18 protein-coding genes are annotated in these 21,818 nt (G+C 72.8%); 9 read left to right on the top strand and 9 right to left on the bottom strand.

Annotated elements, in window-relative coordinates; all coding sequences use genetic code 11:
- Positions 1-2: 2 nt before the first annotated feature.
- Genes ACA514_RS03925 through ACA514_RS03910 form a run of 4 tightly spaced genes read right to left on the bottom strand, consistent with a single transcriptional unit; the run spans position 3 to position 6,037 of the window.
- Entirely contained in the window at positions 3-2,183 is a 2,181-nt protein-coding gene (locus tag ACA514_RS03925; protein ID WP_375039589.1) for an aldehyde dehydrogenase family protein, read from the bottom strand.
- Positions 2,180-4,084, bottom strand: a complete 1,905-nt coding sequence (locus tag ACA514_RS03920) for a DUF6807 family protein (RefSeq protein ID WP_375039588.1) — start codon at positions 4,082-4,084, stop codon at positions 2,180-2,182. Before ACA514_RS03920 ends, ACA514_RS03925 begins: the two co-directional genes overlap by 4 nt.
- Positions 4,081-5,136, bottom strand: a complete 1,056-nt coding sequence (locus ACA514_RS03915; protein WP_375039587.1) for a mandelate racemase/muconate lactonizing enzyme family protein — start codon at positions 5,134-5,136, stop codon at positions 4,081-4,083. The genes ACA514_RS03920 and ACA514_RS03915 overlap by 4 nt, the downstream gene beginning before the upstream one ends.
- 10 nt (positions 5,137-5,146) lie before the next feature.
- Positions 5,147-6,037 (bottom strand): NAD-dependent epimerase/dehydratase family protein, encoded by an 891-nt coding sequence (locus tag ACA514_RS03910; protein WP_375039586.1) that lies wholly within the window; start codon positions 6,035-6,037, stop codon positions 5,147-5,149.
- Positions 6,038-6,182: 145 nt separating this feature from the next.
- Between ACA514_RS03910 and ACA514_RS03905 the strand changes: the two genes are divergently transcribed.
- The 8 genes from ACA514_RS03905 to ACA514_RS03870 all read left to right on the top strand — a co-directional run bounded on the left by ACA514_RS03905 (position 6,183) and on the right by ACA514_RS03870 (position 15,675).
- Entirely contained in the window at positions 6,183-7,145 is a 963-nt protein-coding gene (locus ACA514_RS03905; RefSeq protein ID WP_375039585.1) for a LacI family DNA-binding transcriptional regulator, read from the top strand.
- The gene (locus ACA514_RS03900; RefSeq protein ID WP_375039584.1) at positions 7,142-8,122 is read left to right on the top strand and encodes an aldose epimerase family protein; all 981 of its coding nucleotides are present in this window, start codon (positions 7,142-7,144) and stop codon (positions 8,120-8,122) included. The genes ACA514_RS03905 and ACA514_RS03900 overlap by 4 nt, the downstream gene beginning before the upstream one ends.
- A gap of 185 nt (positions 8,123-8,307) precedes the next feature.
- Positions 8,308-9,300 (top strand): carbohydrate ABC transporter permease, encoded by a 993-nt coding sequence (locus ACA514_RS03895; protein WP_375039583.1) that lies wholly within the window; start codon positions 8,308-8,310, stop codon positions 9,298-9,300.
- Positions 9,284-10,144 (top strand): carbohydrate ABC transporter permease, encoded by an 861-nt coding sequence (locus ACA514_RS03890; protein ID WP_375039582.1) that lies wholly within the window; start codon positions 9,284-9,286, stop codon positions 10,142-10,144. Before ACA514_RS03895 ends, ACA514_RS03890 begins: the two co-directional genes overlap by 17 nt.
- Positions 10,145-10,186: 42 nt before the next feature.
- On the top strand, positions 10,187-11,449 hold the full coding sequence (locus ACA514_RS03885; RefSeq protein WP_375039581.1) for an ABC transporter substrate-binding protein: 1,263 nt from the start codon (positions 10,187-10,189) through the stop codon (positions 11,447-11,449).
- 118 nt (positions 11,450-11,567) lie between these two features.
- Positions 11,568-12,851, top strand: a complete 1,284-nt coding sequence (locus ACA514_RS03880) for a Gfo/Idh/MocA family protein (protein WP_375039580.1) — start codon at positions 11,568-11,570, stop codon at positions 12,849-12,851.
- A complete protein-coding gene (locus tag ACA514_RS03875) occupies positions 12,851-13,906 on the top strand; it encodes a dienelactone hydrolase family protein (protein ID WP_375039579.1) in 1,056 nt (351 codons plus the stop codon). Before ACA514_RS03880 ends, ACA514_RS03875 begins: the two co-directional genes overlap by 1 nt.
- A 185-nt stretch (positions 13,907-14,091) precedes the next feature.
- Positions 14,092-15,675, top strand: a complete 1,584-nt coding sequence (locus ACA514_RS03870) for a carbohydrate-binding protein (protein ID WP_375039578.1) — start codon at positions 14,092-14,094, stop codon at positions 15,673-15,675.
- Positions 15,676-15,733: 58 nt separating this feature from the next.
- On the opposite strand, the gene ACA514_RS03865 is transcribed toward ACA514_RS03870, so the two are convergent.
- Positions 15,734-16,492: a DeoR/GlpR family DNA-binding transcription regulator gene (locus tag ACA514_RS03865; RefSeq protein WP_375039577.1), complete on the bottom strand. Its 759-nt coding sequence runs from the start codon at positions 16,490-16,492 to the stop codon at positions 15,734-15,736.
- A gap of 73 nt (positions 16,493-16,565) precedes the next feature.
- On the opposite strand from ACA514_RS03865, the gene ACA514_RS03860 reads away from it, so the two are divergent.
- The gene (locus tag ACA514_RS03860) at positions 16,566-17,768 is read left to right on the top strand and encodes an MFS transporter (RefSeq protein WP_375039576.1); all 1,203 of its coding nucleotides are present in this window, start codon (positions 16,566-16,568) and stop codon (positions 17,766-17,768) included.
- Here the strand turns inward: ACA514_RS03860 and ACA514_RS03855 are convergent.
- The 4 genes from ACA514_RS03855 to ACA514_RS03840 form a co-directional block, all read right to left on the bottom strand.
- Entirely contained in the window at positions 17,765-18,634 is an 870-nt protein-coding gene (locus ACA514_RS03855; protein WP_375039575.1) for a hypothetical protein, read from the bottom strand. The genes ACA514_RS03860 and ACA514_RS03855 overlap by 4 nt on opposite strands.
- A 142-nt stretch (positions 18,635-18,776) precedes the next feature.
- The gene (locus ACA514_RS03850; protein WP_375039574.1) at positions 18,777-19,715 is read right to left on the bottom strand and encodes a CU044_5270 family protein; all 939 of its coding nucleotides are present in this window, start codon (positions 19,713-19,715) and stop codon (positions 18,777-18,779) included.
- Positions 19,708-20,328, bottom strand: a complete 621-nt coding sequence (locus ACA514_RS03845) for an RNA polymerase sigma factor (RefSeq protein WP_375039573.1) — start codon at positions 20,326-20,328, stop codon at positions 19,708-19,710. Before ACA514_RS03845 ends, ACA514_RS03850 begins: the two co-directional genes overlap by 8 nt.
- Before the next feature lie 106 nt (positions 20,329-20,434).
- A complete protein-coding gene (locus ACA514_RS03840) occupies positions 20,435-21,715 on the bottom strand; it encodes an ArsB/NhaD family transporter (RefSeq protein WP_375039572.1) in 1,281 nt (426 codons plus the stop codon).
- Between the last annotated feature and the right edge of the window lie 103 nt (positions 21,716-21,818).

Raw genomic sequence — 21,818 nt, 5'->3', positions numbered from 1 at the left:
GCTCAGGCGGTGGCGGCGGGGAGGACCAGGGTGCCGTCGTGGCGGCGAGGGAGGTGCCACGGGTTGTCGTCGCGGAGGGCCGGCGGGAGGAGCGGCGGCGGGCAGTTCTGGTAGGTGACGGGGCGGAGGAAGCGGTCGATGGCGGCCGTGCCGACGGAGGTCGTGGTGGGGGCGGTGGTGGCGGGATAGGGCCCGCCGTGCTGCTGCGCCCAGCCGACGGTGACGCCCGTGGGGTAGGCGTCGAAGACGAGACGGCCCGCGCGGTCGCGGGCCAGGGCGGCCAGCCGTCCGGCGAGGCCGGTCTCGTGGGGCTCGCTGTGCAGGGTGACCGTGAGGCTGCCGGGGGCGGCGGCGAGGGCCTCGGCCAGGTCCTCCTCGCCCGCGTACTCCAGGACGACGGTCATCGGCCCGAAGCATTCCTCCAGGAGGAGTTCGGACGAGCCGAGGAGGGAGACGGGGCCCGCCATGAGGCGGGCGGCGACCTGGCGGTCCGCGCCCGTTCGTCCGGTCGCGACGGCGCGCAGGCCCGGGATGGACGAGCGTTCGGCCGCGCCTTCGGTGAAGGCGGTGCGGATCGCGTCGCCGAGCAGCGTCTGCGGAGCGAGGGCAGTGAAGTGCCCGGCCATCGCCTCGGCGAGGCCGGACCCGGCGGGGGCCAGGACGAGGCCGGGCTTGACGCAGAACTGCCCGGCGCCGAGCGTCGCGGACGCCGCGAGGCCGCCCGCGATCTCCGTCAGGCGGGCCTTCGCCGCGCCCGGCGTCACGACGAGCGGGTTGAGGCTGCCCAGCTCGCCGTAGAACGGGATCGGCTCGGCACGGGCCATCGCCAGGTCGTGCAGGAATCGGCCGCCCCGCACCGAGCCGGTGAAGCCGATCGCCTTCACCCTGCCGTCCTGGACGAGGGCGGTGCCCGCCTCGCGCCCGTGCACCAGTTGCACCACGTCCTCGGGGAAGCCGGCCGCGACGGCGCCCGCGCGCAGCGCGTCGAGCGTCAGGGCGGAGGTCTCCGGGTGCAGCTCGTGGGCCTTGACGACCACGGTGCAGCCCGCCGCGAGGGCGCTGGCGGTGTCGCCGCCGCCGACGCTGAACGCGAACGGGAAGTTCGACGCGGAGAACACGCCGACGACGCCCAGCGGGACGTTCATCCGGCGCAGGTCGGGCGCGGGCGGGGTGGCGGTGGGGTCGGCGGAGTCGAGGCGGACGTCCAGGAACGACCCTTCGCGCAGCACCTCGGCGAACAGGCGGAGCTGGCCGCTGGTGCGGGCCACCTCGCCGGTCAGCCGCGCCTCGCCGAGGGCGGTCTCGGCGTCGGCCGCCGCGGCCAGTCCGGCCGCGCGGGCGTCCAGCGCTTCGGCCATCGCCTCCAGCAGCGCCGCGCGGCCCCGCGGCCCGGCATCGTCGAGGACGGGCAGCAGGTCGGCGGCGCGGCGGCAGACCGCGCCGACCTCCTGCGGGGTGGCCGTGGCGTACTCCTTGCGGCGCTCGCCGGAGCGGGCGTCGATGCTCCGGACGGGCATGGGCGTCCTCCAGGTCAGGTCGACGGGGGTGCGGGCGGCGGGCGGCAGCAGCGGTCCGGCCTCGTCCAGCAGCAGCCGGGCGACCTCGATGGCGCCCGCCGCGGTGAAGTGGGTGTCGTCGGCGCTGCCGCGCGGGTAGTTGGGGTGCGGGCCGAGCCACAGGAACAGCTCCTTCGTGGCGTCGGCGCCGAGCTCGCGCCACCGCCGCGCGCTGGCGGCCTGCAGGTCGATCAGCGGGATCCGCGCGGCGGCGGCGAGCGCCCTCATCGCCGCCGGGTACTCGCCGTGCGTGGACGTCCCGTCGTGGACGCGGCGCTCGACGGGCGTCACCAGCACCGGCCGGGCTCCCCGGGACAGCGCGTCCTCGACGTACCGGCGAAGCCCGGCGGTGTAGGCGTCGTAGGCGGCGCCGAACCTTCCCTGGTCGTGCCTGCCGTCGTTGTGGCCGAAGCCGATCAGCAGTACGTCGTCCGCGCCGATCCCGGACATGATCCGGTCGTGCATGCCGAGCCGTTCGATCGAGCTGCGCACGCTGGCGCCGGGATGGGCCGCGTTGACGACCGTGACGTCCAGGAACGCGGCGAGCGCCTGGCCCCAGCCGGCCTGCGGCGCCTGGCCGGACGGGTAGTCGGCGGCCGTCGAGTCGCCCGCGATGAAGATCCTCATGCCGCTCCTTCGACGAGGTCCCGGGCCCGGCCGGGGGTGAGCCGACCGTCGGCGACCACCACGGTGACCGCGCGTTCGAGCCGGTCGGGGACGGTCAGCGGCTCGTCCCACGCCGGCGCGGGCCCGACGCCCGGATACTCGGCGACCCGCACGAACCACGGGTCGAGCCCGGCGGTCTGGACGAACAGCAGGCTCCACGCGTCCGAGGTCAGCGCCAGCCACGGGGTGACGCTGCCGTGGACGGCCTCCTCGCCGGACGCCTCACCGGTGAAGACGGCCAGTCCGGTGGCGTCCTTCGGTGCGCGCCAGAAGAAGCCGCCGTAACCGGCGCCGGTGCGGCCCTTGCACGCCGAGCTCTGCAGGACGAGCGGGCGCCCCGTCCGTCCGGTCAGCGCGAACGCGAAGTCCAGCGCCCAGCCGCCGTCCACGGGACGGGCGGTGAGCGTGCGCTCCTCGGCGGCCAGGACGGTGCCGTCCGGGCCGACCCAGTCGAGGCTCTCCGCGTAGCCGCCGTCGACGGGACGGAGCGTGCGCCGCCGCTGCCGCCCGTGGTTGGGCAGCATCTTCGGCCCCACGTCGCGTACATAGGTCGAGCCGCCCCAGAAGTTGACCCCGTCGACGTCCGAGATCGCCACGCCCGCCCCGAAGTGGTGGACGTGGTCGTCCGGCTGGACCTCGGTGACGACCGTCCCGCCGAGCGTCCGGACGGGATGCAGGTGGGGTCGCGGGGCGTCGGTGGCCTGGAGGTCGCCGCGCTCGGTGTAGGCGGCGACGTCCCGCCCGTCCACCCGCAGCACCGGCTCGGGCCACGGCTCCGGCCGCGAACCGAGGCTCTCGGGGAAGCCCAGTTCGGAGAGCGTCTTCAGGTCGCGCGCCGCCCGCACGGCCAGGTCCTCGATCCCGGGCAGCACCAGGCGGGACGGTTCGGTCCGGACGAACCGCGGGTCGATCGGCCGCGGTCCGGGGGCGAGCCGGATCGCGTCGAGCAGCCGGGTGAAGCCGCCGGTGCGGGCGAGCGGGACCAGGAGGTCCGCGCCGTCGCGCACGTGCGCGATGAGGTTGGCGAGCAGGTCGGCCCGGCCGTAACCGGTTCTGACCCCGCCGACCTCGATCTCGTCGAGGGTGTAGAAGAGCCGGGCCGAACTCCGCTCGCCGTGCAGGTGCAGGTAGGGCTCGGTGCGCGGGCGTTCGGAGCACAGCGAGACGGTGATCGCGATGACCGTCCCGCCGGTGAGCCGGAGCCGCGCGCTGGAGGTGTCGTCGGACTCGATGGCGTTGGCGCGGTGCAACTCCAGCTCGATGCCGGCGATCGAATCGGCCGTGTCCGCGCCGGCCACGGCCAGGGCGGTCGCCACGGCATGGGCGAACGGGTTGGTCAGGGCGCCGTCCATCACGTCGACGCCGTCCAGCCGGCGGTGCCCCGCCCATGCCGAGCGGGTGTAGTAGCCGAACGGGCGCGTCCACGCCCCGGCCACCCCGATGCCGCGGATCGGCTCGCCGAGCACTTCGCGGGCGGCCGGGATCGCGTCCGAGCCGAGCGACTGGAAGCCGACCTGGCAGGCCCGCCCCGTCCCGGCCACCGCGGCGGCGATCGCGGCGAACTCCTCGACCGACGGCGCGGGCGGCTTCTCCAGCAGCACGTGCGCCCCGGCCTGGAGCGCGGCCACGGCCAGCGGGGCGTGGGTGTGGATCGGGGTCGCGATGACCGCGATCTCCGCGCCGGTCTCCCGGATCAGCGCGGGCAGGTCGGCCGAGACGGGCACGCCGAGCCCGGCGGGCGGGCGGACGTCGCACACCCCGGCCAGCTCGGCCCGGCCCAGCGCGGCGAGCCGTCCGACGTTCTCCAGATGGTTGCGCCCGTAGCCGTTGACCCCGGCGACGACGATCCGTACCGGCTTCACTCCGACCTCCCTGCCGACCATCGTGTCGGTGCGCCCGTCGCCCGCAGCTCCGCGCCGCTGATCTCCACCGGGGACGGGTCGGCGAGCAGCCCGAGGTCGGCGAGCGACGCGTCCTCCACCCGCTCGACCATCGCGGGATGGTGCAGGGCGAGCGCCAGCTGCCCCGACAGCTCGGTGAGCAGGTGCGGGTAGACCGGCACGTCGAAGACCCGGGCGAGATCGGCGATGCGCAGGAACGGGGTGATGCCGCCGACCCGCACCACGTTCGGCTGGACCACGTCGCAGGCGCCGGCGGTCAGCAGGTCGCGGAAGCCGTGCGCGGTGGCGACGTTCTCGCCGACCGCGATCGGCGTGCCGGTGCTCCGGCGCAGCTCCACGTGGGCGGCGAGGTCGTCGGCGGGCAGCGGCTCCTCGATCCAGGACGGCTCGAAGCGCTCCAGCGCGCGGAGCGCGGTCCGGGCCCGGTGCAGGTCCCAGCGCTGGTTGGCGTCGATCATCAGGGCGGTGTCCGGGCCGATGACCTCGCGGACGGCGGCGACCCGCGCGACGTCCTCGGCGAGCGAGGGCCGCCCGACCTTGATCTTGACGGCGGGGTACCCGGCGGCGGCCCACCGCGCGGCCTGCGCGGTCAGCTCGTCCAGCGTGTAGTGCAGGTTGACCCCGCTGCCGTAAACGGGGACGCTCTCACGCCGCGGGCCGAGGACGTCCACGAGCGAGCGTTCGCCGCACTCCAGGTCCCACAGGGCGAGGTCGACGCCGGCCATCGCGATCGGGACGATCCCGGACCGCCCCGTCTCGGCGAGATGGGCCGACAGCCTGTCCCACACCACGCCGGGATGCGCCGGGAGCCCGATCACCGCGTCGCGGACGTCGTGCTCCAGCAGCGCCTTGACCGCATGGGCCCCGATCTGCGGGGTCCAGGAGATCCCGGTGCCCGACCGGCCGTCGTCCAGCGCGAGCGTGACGAGCAGGACGTGGTTGCGGGGCACGTCCGGCCCCCAGGGCCTGGGCAGCGGCACCGAGCGGAGCGCGACCGACAGATCCTTGATCATGCGGGCCTCCTCAGGCGAGCTCGGTGCGCCAGCTGCGCTTGGCGGACCAGCCGAGCAGCCGCTCGGCCTTGGCGGCGGAGAAGGCCGGGGACGTGCCGGTGAGCGCGCGGGCCGTTTCCGCGGTCGCGGGGAAGAAGCGGGGCAGCAGCTCGGCCAGCGGCTCGCGGGCCAGCGCGTCGCCGGCGCCGGCGAAGAACACCTCGCCGTTGCGCTCCAGCTCCGGCAGCCGGGCGAGGAGGGCGTCGACGAACTCGCCGGCGTCGCGGGCGTCGAGGTAGTTGAACAGGGAGACGCTGCCGATGTCGGGCCGGTCCAGCCGTTCCCGCAGGGTGTGCCCCGACTGGGTGGGCGCGCCCTCCCACTCCTCGGGCGCGACGACGAAGCAGGGGCGGACCGCCGCCATCCTGGTGCCGGCGCCGCCGCGGGCGAACGCCTGCATGGTCTGCTCGGCGACCAGTTTCGACAGGCTGTAGACGTTCCAGGGCGCGGTCGGATGCTCCTCGTCCAGCGGCAGGTAGGCGGGGACCCAGCCGCCCGGAGCGCCGTAGCCCATCACCGTCGGGCTGCTGGCGAGGACCAGTTTCGGCACGCCCAGCGCCACCGAGGCCGCGCAGACGTTGAAGGCGAGCCGGGTGTTGACCCGGAAGATCGTGGCGTCCGTCCGGCCGAACGGCACCGCGATGGCGGCGAGGTGCACGACCGCCTCCGGCCGGAACCGGGCGAGGACCGAGTGGGCCTCGCCCAGATCCGTGAGGTCGGCCGGTAGGGTTTCGGCGGCGTCCCGGGGCGTGCCCTCCGGGGCGCTGTCGACGCCGATCACCTCGTGTCCGGCGGCCGCCAGCGTGCTGACGACACTGCGGCCCATGCGGCCGGCGCTTCCGGTGACGAGCACTCTGCTCACCGCTCGAACCTCCTGGGGGTGCTGCAAACAGTTGCAGTAACGATCGCGCCAGTTCTGGCCGCCGTCAAGCGAGCGGCGTTCGACCAGCACAAACAGCTTCATTGATCACTCTCATTGTGCAAACGGTTGCGTTAAGGTGTCTGACATGGCAGTGACTATCCGGGACGTCGCCCATGCCTGCGGCGTGCACGTGTCGACGGTGTCGCGGACGTTCTCCGCGCCGCACATGGTGAACGCCGAGACCCGGACCCGGGTGCTGGCGGCGGCCGAGGAGCTCGGCTACCGGCCCAACCGGGCGGCCCGCTCGCTCACCACGGGCCGGACCGGCAACCTCGGGCTGATCGTGGCCGACCTGGCGAACCCGTTCTTCCCCCCGCTGATCAAGGCGGCGCAGGCCGCCGCCCGCGGCCAGGACTACCACCTGTTCGTCGCCGACACCGACGAGGACCCGGTCGAGGAGCAGGACCTCGTGCTGGCGTTCTCCAAGCAGGTCGACGGCATCGTGCTGTGCAGCCCCCGGCTGTCGAACAAGGCGCTCGGCAAGCTCGCCGAGGCGATCCCGTTCGTCCTGGTCAACCGGCGGCTGCGCGGGGTGCCGACCGTCGTCATGGACGTCGCGCACGGCGCCCGCACCGCGATGGAGCACCTCACCGGGCTCGGCCACCGGCGCGTCGCCCTGGTGTCCGGCCCGGCCGGCTCGTGGACCAGCGGCGAGATCCGCCGCGCCGTCACCGGCATGCCCGGCCTCGAGACGACCGTCATCGGCCCGAACGCGCCCACCGAGCAGGGCGGCGTCGCCGCCGCCGAGCAGGTGGCCGCGGCGGGGGTGACCGGCGTGCTGGCCTACAACGACCTCGTCGCGATCGGGCTCATCGAGGGCCTGGAGGAGCGGGGCGTCCGGGTGCCCGGCGACGTCAGCGTGATCGGCATCGACGACAGCATCACCGGGCGCCTGCACCGGCCCAAGCTCACCACGGTCGCCATGCCCACGGCCGACGCCGGGCGCATGGCCGTCGACCTGCTCGTCAAGTCGATGAGCGCCGCCACCGTCCTGGAGACCCACCTGGTGGTCCGCGAGTCCACCGCACCCCCGAAAGGATTGCCATGACGCTTCCCGACGTCGCCTTCGGCGTCACCCCCGAAGGCGAGAAGGTCCACCGGCACGTGCTGGACAACGGACGGCTGCGCGCCGCCGTCCTGACCTATGGCGCGACCCTCCAGCGGCTCCGGATCGCCGACGGCACCGACGTCGTGCTCGGCCTGCCCACGCTCCAGGACTACCTGCACCGCAGCCGGTACTTCGGCGCGGTCGTCGGCCGGTACGGCAACCGCATCGCGCGCGGCAGGTTCACCCTCGACGGCGCGGAGTACCGGCTCGCGGTCAACGACGGCGAGCACAGCCTGCACGGCGGCGTCCGCGGCTTCGACAAGCGGGTGTGGCGGGTCGAGTCGGCCGGTCCGGAGGAGGTGGAGCTGAGCCTGGTGAGCCCCGACGGCGAGGAGGGCTATCCGGGAGAGCTGCGGGCCCGCGTCCGGTACGCGCTGGACGGCGACGCGCTGCGGCTGGAGTACCGGGCCACGACCGACGCCCCGACGGTGGTCAACCTGACCAACCACAGCTACTTCAACCTGGCGGACTCGGGCGACGTGCGCCGCCACGTGGTGGCGATGGAGGCCGACCGCTACCTGCCGGTCGACGAGGGCAAGATCCCCACCGGGGAGCTGGCGCCGGTGGCCGGGACGCCGTTCGACTTCACCGCCCCCGCCCGGGTGGACGCGCGCCGCGACGGCCGCTACGACCACTGCTTCGTGCTCCGGGGCGGGGTCACGGTGACCGATCCGGCGAGCGGGCGGTCGATGGAGGTCGCCACCACCGAACCGGGCGTGCAGTTCTACACCGGGCACATGCTGGACGGCGTCGCCACCCCGTTCGGGCCGTTCGCGGGCCTGTGCCTGGAGACCCAGCGCTTCCCCGACGCGCCGAACCGGCCGGCGTTCCCGTCCGCGGTGCTGCGGCCCGGACAGGAGCACCGCTCGGTCACGACCTACCGCTTCAGCGCTGCCCGCGACTGCAACCGTTTGTAGTAACGAGCATGCAGGCCCGAACGTTATGGTGCTGATGCTTTGCGTCCAAATGGGCTCTGACCTCGGTTTATTCGATTGCGGCTCGACGTCGGTCGTGAGGAAACTCACTGCAAAGGGTTGACGTCATCTCCGAGGTGGCTATAAGAAAGCGCTATCTCACCCACCCGCTCAACGAAGGGCCAGTGATGACGCTGAGGCCCGCAGAGGCCGGCACGGCGACGGGGACGGCCGAGCCCGCGGTCACGCCCCGCACGCGGCAGGGCGCGCGCCGCCCCCGCCGCCGCAAGAGCTCGCGCGCACGCTCACAGGCATGGGCCGGCTACCTGTTCCTGGCCCCCTGGTTCATCGGGCTGTTCGCCATCACGCTCGGCCCGATGATCGCCACGCTGTACCTGTCGTTCAACGACTACAGCATGCTGACCGCGCCGCACTGGATCGGCCTGGACAACTACCACAAGATGTTCACGGCCGACGACCGGTTCATCCATTCCCTCAAGGTCACGACCGTCTACGTCGTCGTGTCCGTCCCGCTCCAGCTCGCCTTCGCCCTCGGGCTGGCGATGGTGATGGACAAGGGGCTGCGCGGCCTGCCGTTCTACCGCTCGGTCTTCTACCTGCCGTCGCTGCTCGGCGGCAGCGTCGCGATCTCCATCCTGTGGAAGAAGATCTTCGGGACCGACGGGATCGTCAACACGTTCCTCGGCTGGTTCGGCTACCACGGCGAGGGCTGGGTCACCAGCCCCGACACCGCGCTGTGGACGCTGATCATCCTGCACGTGTGGACGTTCGGCGCGCCGATGGTCATCTTCCTGGCCGGCCTCCGGCAGATCCCGCGCGAGCTGTACGAGGCGTCCCGCGTGGACGGGGCCGGCCGGTGGCGGCGGTTCCGCTCGATCACGCTGCCGCTGCTCACCCCGATCATCTTCTTCAACGCCGTGCTGGAGCTGATCAAGTCGTTCCAGTCGTTCACGCAGGCGTTCGTCGTCAGCGGCGGCAACGGCGGGCCGGTCGACTCGACCCTCTTCTACACGCTCTACCTCTACATCAAGGGCTTCAAGAACTACGAGATGGGCTACGCGGCCGCCATGGCCTGGGTGCTGCTGCTCATCATCGGCGCGCTGACCGCCGTCAACTTCCTCATGTCTCGATTCTGGGTCTTCTATGGCGACGAAAAGTAAGCGCGTGCCGGTGCTGTTCCGGCCCGCGTCCCGGCTGACCAGGCACGTGCTGCTGATCGTGTTCGGGCTGTTCATGCTCTACCCGCTGCTCTGGATGTTCTCCAGCTCGATCAAGCCGGAGAACCTGATCTTCCGGGAGCCGGGACTGCTGCCGCACGAGGTCACCGGCGCGAACTACTCCGGCGGCTGGACCGCGCTCACCCACTCCTTCGGCTACTACCTGTGGAACTCCGCGGTCATCACGGTGCTGGCGGTCGTCGGCAACCTGGTGGCCTGCTCGCTGGCGGCGTACGCGTTCGCCCGGCTGGAGTTCCCGCTGAAGAAGCTGTGGTTCACGGTCATGCTGCTGTCGATCATGCTGCCGCACCACGTGACCGTCGTGCCGCAGTACATCATGTTCAGCAAGATCGGCTGGATCAACACGATCTGGCCCATCGTGCTGCCGAAGTTCCTGGCCACCGACGCGTTCTTCATCTTCCTGATGGTGCAGTTCATCCGCACCCTGCCCCGGGAGCTGGACGAGGCCGCCGCGATCGACGGCGCCGGCCACTGGCGCACGTTCGTGCAGGTCATCCTGCCGCTGTGCGTGCCCGCGCTGGCCACCACCGCGATCTTCACGTTCATCTGGACGTGGAACGACTTCTTCACCCAGAACCTCTACCTCACCAGTTCCGACAAGCTCACCGCGCCCGTCGCGCTGCGCCAGTTCCTGGACTCCAGCGGCGAATCGTCATGGGGGCCGATGTTCGCGATGTCGATCGTCTCGCTCGGCCCGATCTTCGGCTTCTTCCTGGCCGGCCAGAAGTACCTCGTCCGCGGAATGGCGACCACCGGTTTCAAGTAAGCCCCCCGCTTCCTCCCCACCCCCTGTCCGGAGGTAAGAACAGTGAAACGCATCCTGGCGGCCACCGCCCTCACCATGGTCGCGGTATCGGCCACCGCCTGCGGAGGCGGCGACGACGGCGGATCCGGCGGCAAGACGAAGATCGTCTTCTCCTACTGGGGCAGCGACTCCCGGCAGAAGCTGACCGAGTCGGCCATCGCCGCCTTCGAGAAGAAGAACCCGGCGGTCGACGTCGAGGGCGACTTCTCCGACTTCGACAGCTACTACGAGAAGCTCGCCACCAAGACCGCGGCCGGGGACGCCCCGGACGTGATGTCGATCGAGATCCGGGGGCTGGCCGAGTACGCCGGCCGCGGCGTCCTGTCCGACCTGAAGGGCAAGGTCGACACCGCCGACCTCGACCAGAACGTGCTGAAGGCCGGGCAGCTGGACGGCAAGCAGTACGCGGTCCCCACCGGCGCCAACACGTGGCCGATGATCGTCAACAAGGACCTCCTGGAGAAGGAGGGCCAGAAGATGCCCGACGACAAGACGTGGACGTGGGACGACTACGTCGCGGCCTCCCAGAAGATGACGCAGAAGAGCGGCGGCCAGGTCTGGGGCACCGAGTACAACGAGAACCCGGGATGGCTGCAGGTCTTCGCCGCGCAGCGCGGCGAGCCGTTCTACGCGAACGGCAAGATCGGGCTGTCCGAGCAGACCGTCAAGGACTGGTGGGCGCTGATCCAGAAGATCATCGCCACCAAGGCCGGCCCCGGCGCCGCCAAGATGCTGGAGACCGGCACGAAGCCCGACCAGGCGCTGCTCTCCACCAACAAGAGCGTCTACGGCAGCTGGTGGAGCAACCAGCTCGACGCGCTGTCCAAGGGCTCCGGCCAGAACCTGGAGCTGCTGCGGATGCCGAAGGCGCCGGGCGCGAGCGCGTCCGGGATGTTCCTGCAGCCGGCGATGTACTACACGGTCTCGTCCCGGACCAAGCACTCCGAGGCCGCCGCGAAGTTCATCAACTTCATGATCAACGACCCCGAGGCCGGCGCGATCGTGCTCAGCGACCGCGGGCTGCCCACCAACGCCAAGGTCCTCGCCGCGATCAAGGGCAAGCTGTCCCCCGCCGACCAGAAGGTGGCGGCCTTCATGGACTCGATCAAGGGCGAGCTGAGCCCGATCGTCATCCCCCCGAAGGGCGCGATGGAGATGGAGGACATCCTCAAGCGCGCCACCGACTCGGTGCTGTTCGGCAAGGCCAAGCCGGACGACGCGGCCAAGACCTTCATCAAGGAGGCCAACAACGCCCTCGGCCAGTGACCTCCGGCCGCCGCTGACACGATGACGAGCCGTGCGGCCCGCCCCCCCCCGGGGCCGGGCCGCACCGCGCCACCCCCCCCCCCACGGCGCCACCTCCCAGCACTGGAGTTCCCGCACCATGCGATACGCCTTCGTCGGGCTCGGCCACCGGGCGCAGATGTACGTCGACGCGCTGCTCGGCGAGTGGAGCGACACCGGGGAGATCGCCGCGCTCTGCGATCCGAACCGCACGCGCCTGGCCTACTACCTGGACCGCATCGGACGGGACGTGCCGTGCTTCGCGCCCGAGGAGTTCGGCAAGATGCTCGAGCTCGCCGACGCGGTCGTCGTCGCCACCGTCGACGCCGCCCATGCCCGCTACGTCGTCGCGGCCCTCGACGCGGGCAAGGACGTCGTCGTCGAGAAGCCGCTGTGCACCACCGCCGCGGACTGCGCGGCGATCATCGAGGCGGCCGAGCGGAGCACCGGCCGGCTCGTCGTCACGTTCAACTACCGCTACTCGCCGCGCAACAGCGCCGTCCGGCGGCTGCTCGCCGCCGGCGCGATCGGCGAGGTCACCTCGGTGCACTTCGACTGGGCGCTCGACACCATCCACGGGGCCGACTACTTCCGCCGCTGGCACCGCGACAAGGCGAACTCGGGCGGCCTGCTGGTGCACAAGGCCACCCACCACTTCGACCTGGTGAACTGGTGGCTCGCCGACGCCGCCGCCTCCGTCTACGCGCAGACCTCGCTGCGCTTCTACGGCGCGGGCAACGCGCGCGCACGCGGGCTCACCGGCCGGCCCGTCCGGGCCCGGAACGCGCCGGGGCTCGGCACCGATCCGTTCCTGCTGGACCTGTCCGCCGACCCGCGGCTGAAGCGCCTGTACCTGGACGCCGAACACGAGGACGGCTACCTCCGCGACCAGGACGTTTTCGGCGAGGGCATCACCATCGACGACAACATGTCCGTCCTCGTCCGCTACGAGGGCGGGGCACTGCTCACCTACTCGCTCAACGCGCACGCCCCCGCCGAGGGGTACCGGGCCGTGTTCAACGGCACCGCCGGACGGCTGGAGCTGGACGTCGTCGAGCGGGCGTGGACGCCGCCGCACGCCGCGATCGACCCGACCGCGTCCGGCAAGGAGCACGCCGCGGGCGCGTCCGAGCGGCTCGTCCTGCACCGGCACTGGCATGAACCCGAGGAGATCGGGATCGAGCGGGGCGCGGGCGCGCACGGCGGCGGCGACGCCCTGCTGCTGGACGACGTGTTCCGGGGCCCGTCGGACGACCCGCTCGCGCGCCAGGCCGGCTACCGCGCGGGCGTCGCGAGCGTGATGATCGGCGTGTCGGCCGACCGTTCCGCGGCGACCGGCGCCCCCGTCGCCCTCACGGCCGGCGGGACCCGGCAGGCGTCCTGATGCTCGGGGGGTTCCCGGGCCTGGCGGAGATCGCCGCGCGCGACCGCGGCCTGTTCCCTCCGCCGGGCCCGGACCTGCCCGGACGCCTGCGCGACGCGCTCGGCGTCCTGGAGCTGAAGGCCCGCGACGTCCGGATCGAGCGCCGCTGGACCGGCGCGGACCTGGAGGGCGAGGAGCTGTCCTGGACGGTCGGGTTCGGCCCGCGCACCCGCGCCTTCCTGCTCCGCCCGCGCGGCGCCGCGGGCCCGCTGCCGGGCGTCGTCGCGATGCACTGCCACGCGGGCATGAAGTGGGCGGGCAAGGACAAGATCGCCGACGGTCCGGAGCCGCCCGCCGCGGAGGTCGTCCGCCTGCGCGCGCGGATCTACGGCGGCCGCGCCTACGCGAACGAGCTGGCGCGGCGGGGTTTCGCCGTGCTGGCCCACGACGTCTTCGCCTGGGGCGGCCGCCGCTTCCCGCTGCCACTGGAGTCCGGCGCCGAAGCGGACGAGGCCGACCGTTACGACCGCGCCGCACGCGACCACGAGCACGTCCTGGCGAAGGCGTGCACCGTGCTCGGCACCTCGTTCGCCGGCGTGCTGGCCTCCGAGGACCTCGCCGCCGCGGCGTACCTGCGCTCCCGCCCCGACATCGGTTCGGTCGCCACGATCGGGCTGTCGGGCGGCGGGGTGCGCGCCGCGCTCCTCGGCGCCCTCGACCCGGAGATCGGCGCCGTCGTCGCGGCGGCGGCGGTCAGCTCGTTCCGTGACCTGCGCGAGGAGCACGTCGCCGCGCACTCCTGGATGCTGTTCCCACCTGGCCTGACCCGCCTGGCCGACTGGCCCGGCGTGCTCGCCGCCCGCGCTCCCGCCCCGCTGATGGTCCTGTACGCGGAGGCGGATCCGCTCTTCCCCGCCGAAGGAATGCGGCGCGCCCACCGCCAGCTGACCGCGGCCTACCGGAAGGCACCCGACCGCTATACCGGTGCCTTCTTCGACGCTCCCCATCTGTTCGACCGCCCTATGCAGGAGGCGGCGTTCGGCTGGCTCTCCGGAATCCACCGGCACAGCCGATAAACCCTCGGCATTTCCTCCATGCCAATATTGGAACGTTCCGGCTGTTTCTCCTCCCCGCCTCAGGCAATTCATGAAACAATTGCAGTCCGTTGACGGGGTCGATGACAGGCGCCTACCTTGATGGAAAGCGCTTTCATCGCCGATGGCCATCGCGCGTTTCCGGACCAGTCGAACTGGAGGGAAAAATGCGAACCACCCCCGTCATCGCGTGCGGCGGACTGCTCGCCGGCGCGCTGGTGGCACTGTCCGCCAACGCGGCGCAGGCCGCCACCACGACCCGCTACGAGGCCGAGAGCTCCCCGGCCTCGTGCAGCGGGACCATCGACTCCAACCACGGCGGATTCTCCGGCAGCGGGTTCTGCAACGGCGACAACAAGGCCGGCGCCTACGCCCAGTTCACCGTGGACGCCTCGGCCGCGGGCACGGCGACGCTGCACGTCCGCTTCGCCAACGGGACGTCCGCCGCGCGGCCCGCGGACGTCGCGGTGAACGGCTCGGCGGCCCCGGCGGTGTCGTTCGAGAGCACCGGCTCCTGGGACACGTGGGCGACCAAGACGATCACGGTGCCGGTGAAGGCCGGCGGCAACACCGTCCGGTTCACGCCGACCGGCGGCGACGGCCTGGCCAACCTCGACTACATCGACGCCGAACCGGGCGGCGACACTCCGCCGCCGACCGGCGGCGACGCGCTCTACGTCGCGCCCGGCGGCTCCGACGGCGCGGCCGGAACGCAGTCCGACCCGACGACGCTCGCCTCGGCGATCGGCCGCATCGCTCCCGGCGGCACCATCTACATGCGCGGCGGGACGTACCGCTACTCGCAGACGATCACCATTCCGGCGGGCGAGGACGGCACCTCCGGCGCCCGGACGCGGCTGTCCGCGTACCCGGGCGAGACGCCGGTGCTGAACTTCGCGGCCCAGACCGAGGACCCCGCCAACCGCGGCCTGCAGGTGAACGGCTCCTACTGGCACGTCTCCGGCATCGTCGTGGAGCACGCCGGCGACAACGGCATCTTCGTCGGCGGCAGCGGCAATGTCATCGAGCGCACGGTGACGCGTTTCAACCGCGACACGGGCCTGCAGATCTCCCGGACGTCCTCCGGCACGCCCCGCGACCAATGGCCGTCCGGCAACCTCGTCGTGAGTGCGGAGTCGCATGACAATTCCGATTCCGACGGCGAGGACGCCGACGGCTTCGCCGCGAAACTCACCGTCGGGACCGGGAACGTCTTCCGCTACGACGTCTCCCACAACAACATCGACGACGGCTGGGACCTCTACACCAAGACCGACACCGGCGCCATCGGACCGGTCACCATCGAGGATTCCCTTTCCTACGGGAACGGCACCCTCACCGACGGAACGCAGAACGGGAACGGCGACCGCAACGGCTACAAGCTCGGCGGCGACAAGATCGCGGTGAACCACGTCGTGCGGCGCAGCATCGCCTACGGCAACGGGCACCACGGGTTCACCTACAACAGCAACCCGGGCACGATGTCGGTATCGGACAACGTGAGCATCGACAACAGCGAGCGCAACTTCTCCTTCGACACCGGCACCTCGGTGTTCCGGAACAACACCTCGTGCCGGTTCGCGGGCGGCGGGTCGAACGACAAGGTCGTCGGCGACGCGGACGGCTCGAACCAGTTCTGGTCCGGGGTCAACGGGTCGCGCTGCTCGTCCTACGCGGGCGCCCTCGGCTGGTCGTTCGCCTCGGACGGCCGCCTCGTCGTGACCTTCGGCGGGAAGGCGGTGACGCCGTAACCCTCGCGTCCGGCGCCCCCGCCCGCGCGGCGGGCGGGGGCGCCAGGCGAGCGGGGCGTCAAACGGTGCGCACCGTCACGCCCGCCGCCTCCAGCCGGGCGACCTGGTCGGCGGGGGCGGAGTCGTCGGTGACGACGGCGTCCAGGTCGGAGACGGGCCCGACGAACGCGAGCGCGGTGCGGGAGAGCTTGGCGGCCTCGGTGACGGCGATGACGCGGTGGGCGGAGGCGATCGCGGCGCGCTTGACGGCGGCGTCCTCCAGGTCGTGGGCGGTCAGGCCGTCGTCCGCGGTCAGCCCGCAGCAGCCGATGATCGCGGTGTCGAAGCGCAGGGCGGCCAGCGACGCCTCGGCCAGCGGGCCGGTGAGCGCCAGCTCGCCCGGGCGCGGCCGGCCGCCGGGCACCAGCAGCGTCAGCCGCGGGGCCGCGGACAGCGCGTTGACCGCGTGCAGGGACAGCGGCACGACGGTCAGCCGCCGGGGCTCCAGCGCCCGGGCGACCGCCAGGCAGGTGGTGCCGCTGTCGAGGACGACGGACTCGCCGTCGGCGACGAGCGCGGCGGCCTCGGCGGCGATGCGGCGCTTGGCCTCGACGTCCTCCTGGACGCGCACCGCGAAGGGCGGCTCCTCGCCGCGCAGCAGCAGGCTCCGCGCCCCGCCCCGGTAGCGTTCGAGCACGCCCTGGGCGGCGAGGTGGTCGAGGTCGCGGCGGATGGTCATCTCCGAGGCGCCGGTGAGCCCGGCGAGTTCCGCGACGCCCATGCTGCCCGCGTCGCGCACCGCCGCGGTGATCCGTCTCAGCCGTTCCGCGTCCGCCATACCCGCGATCGAACACCATCGATGTTCGGAACACAAGGTACTACTAGCCCGAAATGTTCGTTATGTTCGTGTTATGGAACCAACGCTGCGGGCGGGCCGGCGGGCCACCTTCGCCTACTTCGGCCTGTCCGGGTTCTTGCTGGGGATGTGGGTCGTGCACATCCCCAGCATCGAGCACCAGGCGGGGATCGGCCACGCCGCGCTCGGCCGGCTCCTGCTGCTGCTCGGCGCCGGCTCCTTCGCGGGCATGCAGCTCATCGGCCCGCTCACCGACCGCTTCGGCGCGCGCAAGGTCGTCCCGGCCAGCGCGGCATTGAGCAGCGTCGCGGTCGTCGGGCCGGGCCTGGCCTCGAACGCCTGGACGCTCGGGGCGGCGCTGCTGGTGCTCGGCGCCTGCAACGGCGGCGGCCTGAACGTCGGCATGAACGCGCACGCCGTCCAACTCGAACGGGGGTACGGGCGGCCCGTCATGTCGGCGTTCCACGCGACGTACTCCATCGGCGGCGTCCTCGCGTCGCTGGTGGGCGCGTGCACGCTCGGCCTGGGCCTGCGCCCGGCGGCCACGCTCGGCGCCGTGGCGGTCCTCGGCCTGGCCGCCGCCTTCGCGGCGGCGCCCGCGCTGCTGCGGCCGGACGGCGACGCGCGGACCGGCGCGCCGCGCGTCCGGCGGCGCGCTCCCTGGCGGATCTGGGCGCTCGCCGTACTGGCGCTGATGATCATGCTGTGCGAGGGCGTGGCCAACGACTGGAGCGCGCTGCACCTGCGCCGCGTCCTGGACGCGTCCGCCGCCACCGCCGCGCTCGCCTACGGCGCCTTCGCCACCACGATGACGATCGGCCGGCTGCTCGCCGACCGGGCGGCCGCCCGGCTGGGCCCGGTCGCCGTGCTGCGCTACGGGGCGTCGGCCGCCGCGCTCGGGCTCACCGCCGCCGCCCTGTCCCCCTGGATCCCCCTGGCGCTGGCCGGATGGGCGGTGCTCGGGGCCGGGCTGTCGGGCTGCGTGCCGCAGCTGTTCAGCGCCGCCGGCCACACCGACCGGGACGCCGCCGGCGTCAACGTCTCCCGCGTCGCGGGCATCGGCTACCTCGGCATGCTCGCCGGCCCGGCCGTCATCGGGCCGCTGACCGGACTCATGCCGCTCAACCTCACGTTCTTCCTGCCCGTGGCGTGCTGCGCGGTCGCCGCCGCGGCGGCCGGGGTCCTGCGCCCGCGCCCGAGCGCGCCGGACACAGCCCCGGAACCGGTCGCGGACGCGGCGAGCGGTGGCGGCGGCTAGAGCCAGCCGCCGATGCTGCGGTTCTGGGAGACGGCGGTGTCGAACGCGAGCGGGCAGGCCAGGACGAGCGTGCGCATCGGCTCCTGCAGCGGCGCGTGCATCCGCAGCACGTACCGGTCGGCGCCGGTGAACATCTGCGACAGCAGCTCGCCCATCCCCTCGAAGCCGCGCTGGATCCGGGCGACCTCCTGCTGCTGCCAGTCGGTGATGCGGCCGCTGAGCAGCTCGTAGTAGCCGAGCTGCTGCTCCTGCGCGGTGAGGATCTCCCAGCCCCGCATCGCCCGCTTGCGCAGATGCCCGATGAGGCCGCCCTGGGCCGTCAGCACCTGCATCTTGGGCGTGCCCATGAACCCGTACGGCTTGTAGAAGTGGAAGTACGGCACGCCGTCCGGGCGGAAGATCGTCAGCTTCCGCTCGGCCTTGCTCTGGCTCGACTGGTTGACGACGCGCAGCGCCTTCTTCGCCCCGCTCACGCCCTGCTCCCGGACGTGCGCCGCCGGCTGCCCCTGCGGGCTCCAGATCGTGTAGTTGGCCTCCGTCGAGAAGAACTGCGCCGGCTGGTCGTAGACGAGGATCGGCGAGCCGTAGAGGTCGGCGGGCGCTCCGTACTGCGCGGGCGGCTGCTGCTGCGGGTATCCGCCCTGCTGGGGTGCGGGGTACCCGGCCTGCTGCGGCGCCGGGTAGCCGGCCTGCTGCGGGTACCCGGCGGGCGCGTACCCGTTCGGCGGGTAGGCGGGCTGCGGCGGCGCGTACGGCGGAGGGGGCGGGCCGCCGGGCGCCGGAGCGCCGTAGCCTCCCGGCCCGTAGCCGGGATGGTACGGGCCGCCGGGGCCGGGCCGGGCCGGAGGCGGCGGGGGGTAGCCCATGGAGGCTCCTGTACGAGGTGGTCAGCGCGGGGGTCAGGCGACACGATAGCGCCGCCCTTCCCCAACGTTCCGCCCTTTCCCGGACGAATCGGCCCGCACCCGCACGTCCTGGGACGGACGGACGGGCGCGGGCCGCATCCGGTCAGCAGGCGTCGATCGCGGCTCCGGGACGCGCCCTCGGGGCCTTGTCGACGATCGCGGTGCGCACCAGGGCACTGGCGAACAGGACCGAGCCCCGCGCCCCGAGCTGGTCGCTGGAGCGGGTGACGATGTCCCGGCTGCCGAGGTAGCGGTGGGACGCGGCGTCGAAGACCAGCTCTTCGCGGACGCCGTTCCTGGTGCGGGTGACCGCGACGCCGTGCCGCCCGGCCGCGTCCACGGAGTCGGTCCGCAGCCGGACGCCCTGGATCCGGGCGATGGCGCGGAACAGCGCCGCGCGCACCCCCGGGGGCGCGGGCCGGTCGATCAGGTCGGAGGCGGCCTCCCACTGCCGCTCGGCCCGCGTGCCGTCCCCCTGCCGCGCCAGCAGGCGGAGCAGGGCGTCCGGATCGGCGGGGAGGTCACCGAGGTAGGGCCGGTTGATCGGCGCCACCGGCCCGCACGGGGTGAGGGTGCTGTCGCTGTCCAGCGGGATGTGCTCGTCCGGCCTGGGCTGGATCCAGTTCTTCAGCCGGACGAGGCTGGGCGCCGTCCCGCCTACGGAGATCCACGACTCGTTACGGTCCCTGTACCAGCGTCCCTTGTTCATGACCCGGCGCACCTCGACCGTGTCCTGGTAGACGAACTGGTCCGGCCGCGGGACGGGGTCGGCGGCGGCGCGGTCGGCGGCCTGGTCGAGCACGGCCGCCACGTTGGCCGCCGGCGCGTCCGGCTCCGCCGGCCGGTACGTCACCGCCACGACCGCCACCGCGCCCGCGCAGGCCGCGGCGGCGACCCCGGACAGCAGCAGCGGACGGCGGGCGCGCCGCCGCCGCACGGGGGCCGCGAGTGCCCGGTCGCGCCACCGGCGTTCGGCGGCGGTCACGTCGATGTCCTCGGGAATCTCGGAGCGCAGCCGCTCCACCATCGTCAGCTCATCCATCGTGGGTCTCCTCGGAGGGGGCGGCGTCGCCGAGCGCGTCGCGGAGCTTGCGGCGGATCCGGTTCATCCGCGAGCGGACGGTGCCGGCCGGGACGCCGACCGCCTCGGCGACCTCGTCGTAGGTCAGCCCGGCCCACGTCACCAGCAGCAGGACCTCCCGCTGCGCGGCGGGCAGCGCGGCGATCGCGCCGGCGAGCGCCCGGGACCGGACGCCGGCGTGCACGCGGTCCTCGACGGCGTCGGTGAACGGTTCGGTGACCGGGTCCAGGCCGCCGCGCGCCAGCGCGCGCAGCGCCCGCACCTCGGTGCGGCGGTGCCGGCGGATCAGGTTGGTGGCGATCCCGTACAGCCACGGCCGCGCGTCCGGGCGCGCCGGGTCGTAGGACGCGCGGCGGCCGAAGGCGACCAGGAACGTCTCGGCGACGATGTCCTCGGCGGGATCCGGGCCGAGGCGCCGCGCCGTGTAGCGCATGATCGCCGGGGCGTGCCGGCGGAACAGCGCGGCGAACCGCTCGGGATCGGTGCGGGACGCGGCGATGAGCGACGCGTCGGTCGGCTCGGCGGCGGGCGCCGGCGCGGGACGGGCCGGCGAAGACCGGCTTGTGGACGGCATGGGCGGGCCTCTCGGGTCGAGGTCTGATCACCCGTTGTTGCCCGCCGGGCCGGGTACGGGTCCCTCCGGGCCGCGGCGGTGCGCGAACGCGGCCCCGGGCGGCCCGTCACAGGTAGCGCAGCCACAGGTAGGGGGCGCACAGCGCGACGGTGACCGCGGTGACGATCAGCCCGTAGCGGGTGAACGTCCAGAAGCCGATGGGAGTGCCGTTGCGCGCGGCGATGCCGAGCACGACCACGTTGGCGCTCGCGCCGATCGCGGTGGCGTTGCCGCCGAGGTCGGAGCCGAGGGCCAGCGCCCACCACAGCACGTGCCCCTCGGTGCCCGGGTGCTGCTGGACGAGGTCGGAGACGATCGGGCTCATCGTCGCGACGTAGGGGATGTTGTCCACGATCGCCGACAGCAGGCCCGACGCCCCCAGCAGCAGCATCGACGCGGCGCCGAGGTTTCCGCCGGTGAGGTCGGTGGCGGCCCGCGACACGTCCGCGATGACGCCGGTCTCGACCAGCCCGCCGACCATGATGAACAGCCCCGCGAAGAACACCAGCGTCGGCCACTCGACCTCCGCCAGCGCCTGCTCGGTGGTGACCTTCGTGGCGGCGACGAGCAGCCCGGCGCCCAGCAGCGCGACGACCGACGGCTCGTAGTCCAGGACGGGATGCAGCACGAACGCCGCGATCACCGCGACGAGGACGGCCAGCCCCTGCCACAGCAGCCGCCGGTCGGTGATGGCCTCCTTCTCCCGCAGCGCCATCACCTCGGCCGCGCGGTCCGGGTCGTAGACGAACGCGGACCGGAACAGCCACCGGCACAGCAGGCAGAACACGGCGACCAGCCCGACGACCAGCGGCGCGAGGTTCACCAGGAACTCGTTGAAGGTCAGCCCGCCGCGGCTGGCGATGATGATGTTGGGCGGGTCGCCGACCAGCGTCGCGGTGCCGCCGATGTTGGACGCCATCACCTCGGCCATCAGGTACGGGACGACGTCCAGGCCGAGCCGCTCGCACACCAGGAAGGTGACCGGGACGACCAGCAGCACGGTGGTGACGTTGTCCAGCAGCGCCGACGCGCCCGCGGTGATGACCACCAGCATCACCATCAGCCGGTACGGCTTCCCGCGCGCCCGTTTCGCCGCCCAGATGGCCACGTACTCGAACACCCCGGTCTGCCGCAGCACCGAGACGATCACCATCATCCCGAGCAGCAGGAACACCACGTTCCAGTCGACGCCGGTCCGCTCGGAGAAGAACGCCGTGCCGGCGTCGGTGATGTGCAGCAGCAGCATCAGTGCCGCGCCGCCGAGCGCGACCGCCGTCCGCGGGACCTTCTCCGACGCGATCAGGACGTACGCGACGACGAAGATCGTGACTGCGGCTGCGGTGGCCAAGGCGGCTCCTGGGAGTCTTTTCGGGGTCGACGGCACGACGCCGACCAGACTTCCCGGCTCACCGTTCACCGACCCTAACGGGATTCCGGTGCGTTTTCCACGC

It is taken from the genome of Actinomadura sp. NTSP31 (assembly GCF_041951385.1).
GTDB lineage: Bacteria > Actinomycetota > Actinomycetes > Streptosporangiales > Streptosporangiaceae > Spirillospora > Spirillospora napierensis.
Note: the sequence above shows the minus strand (reverse complement) of the source record. Positions and strands in the feature narration are given on the sequence as shown.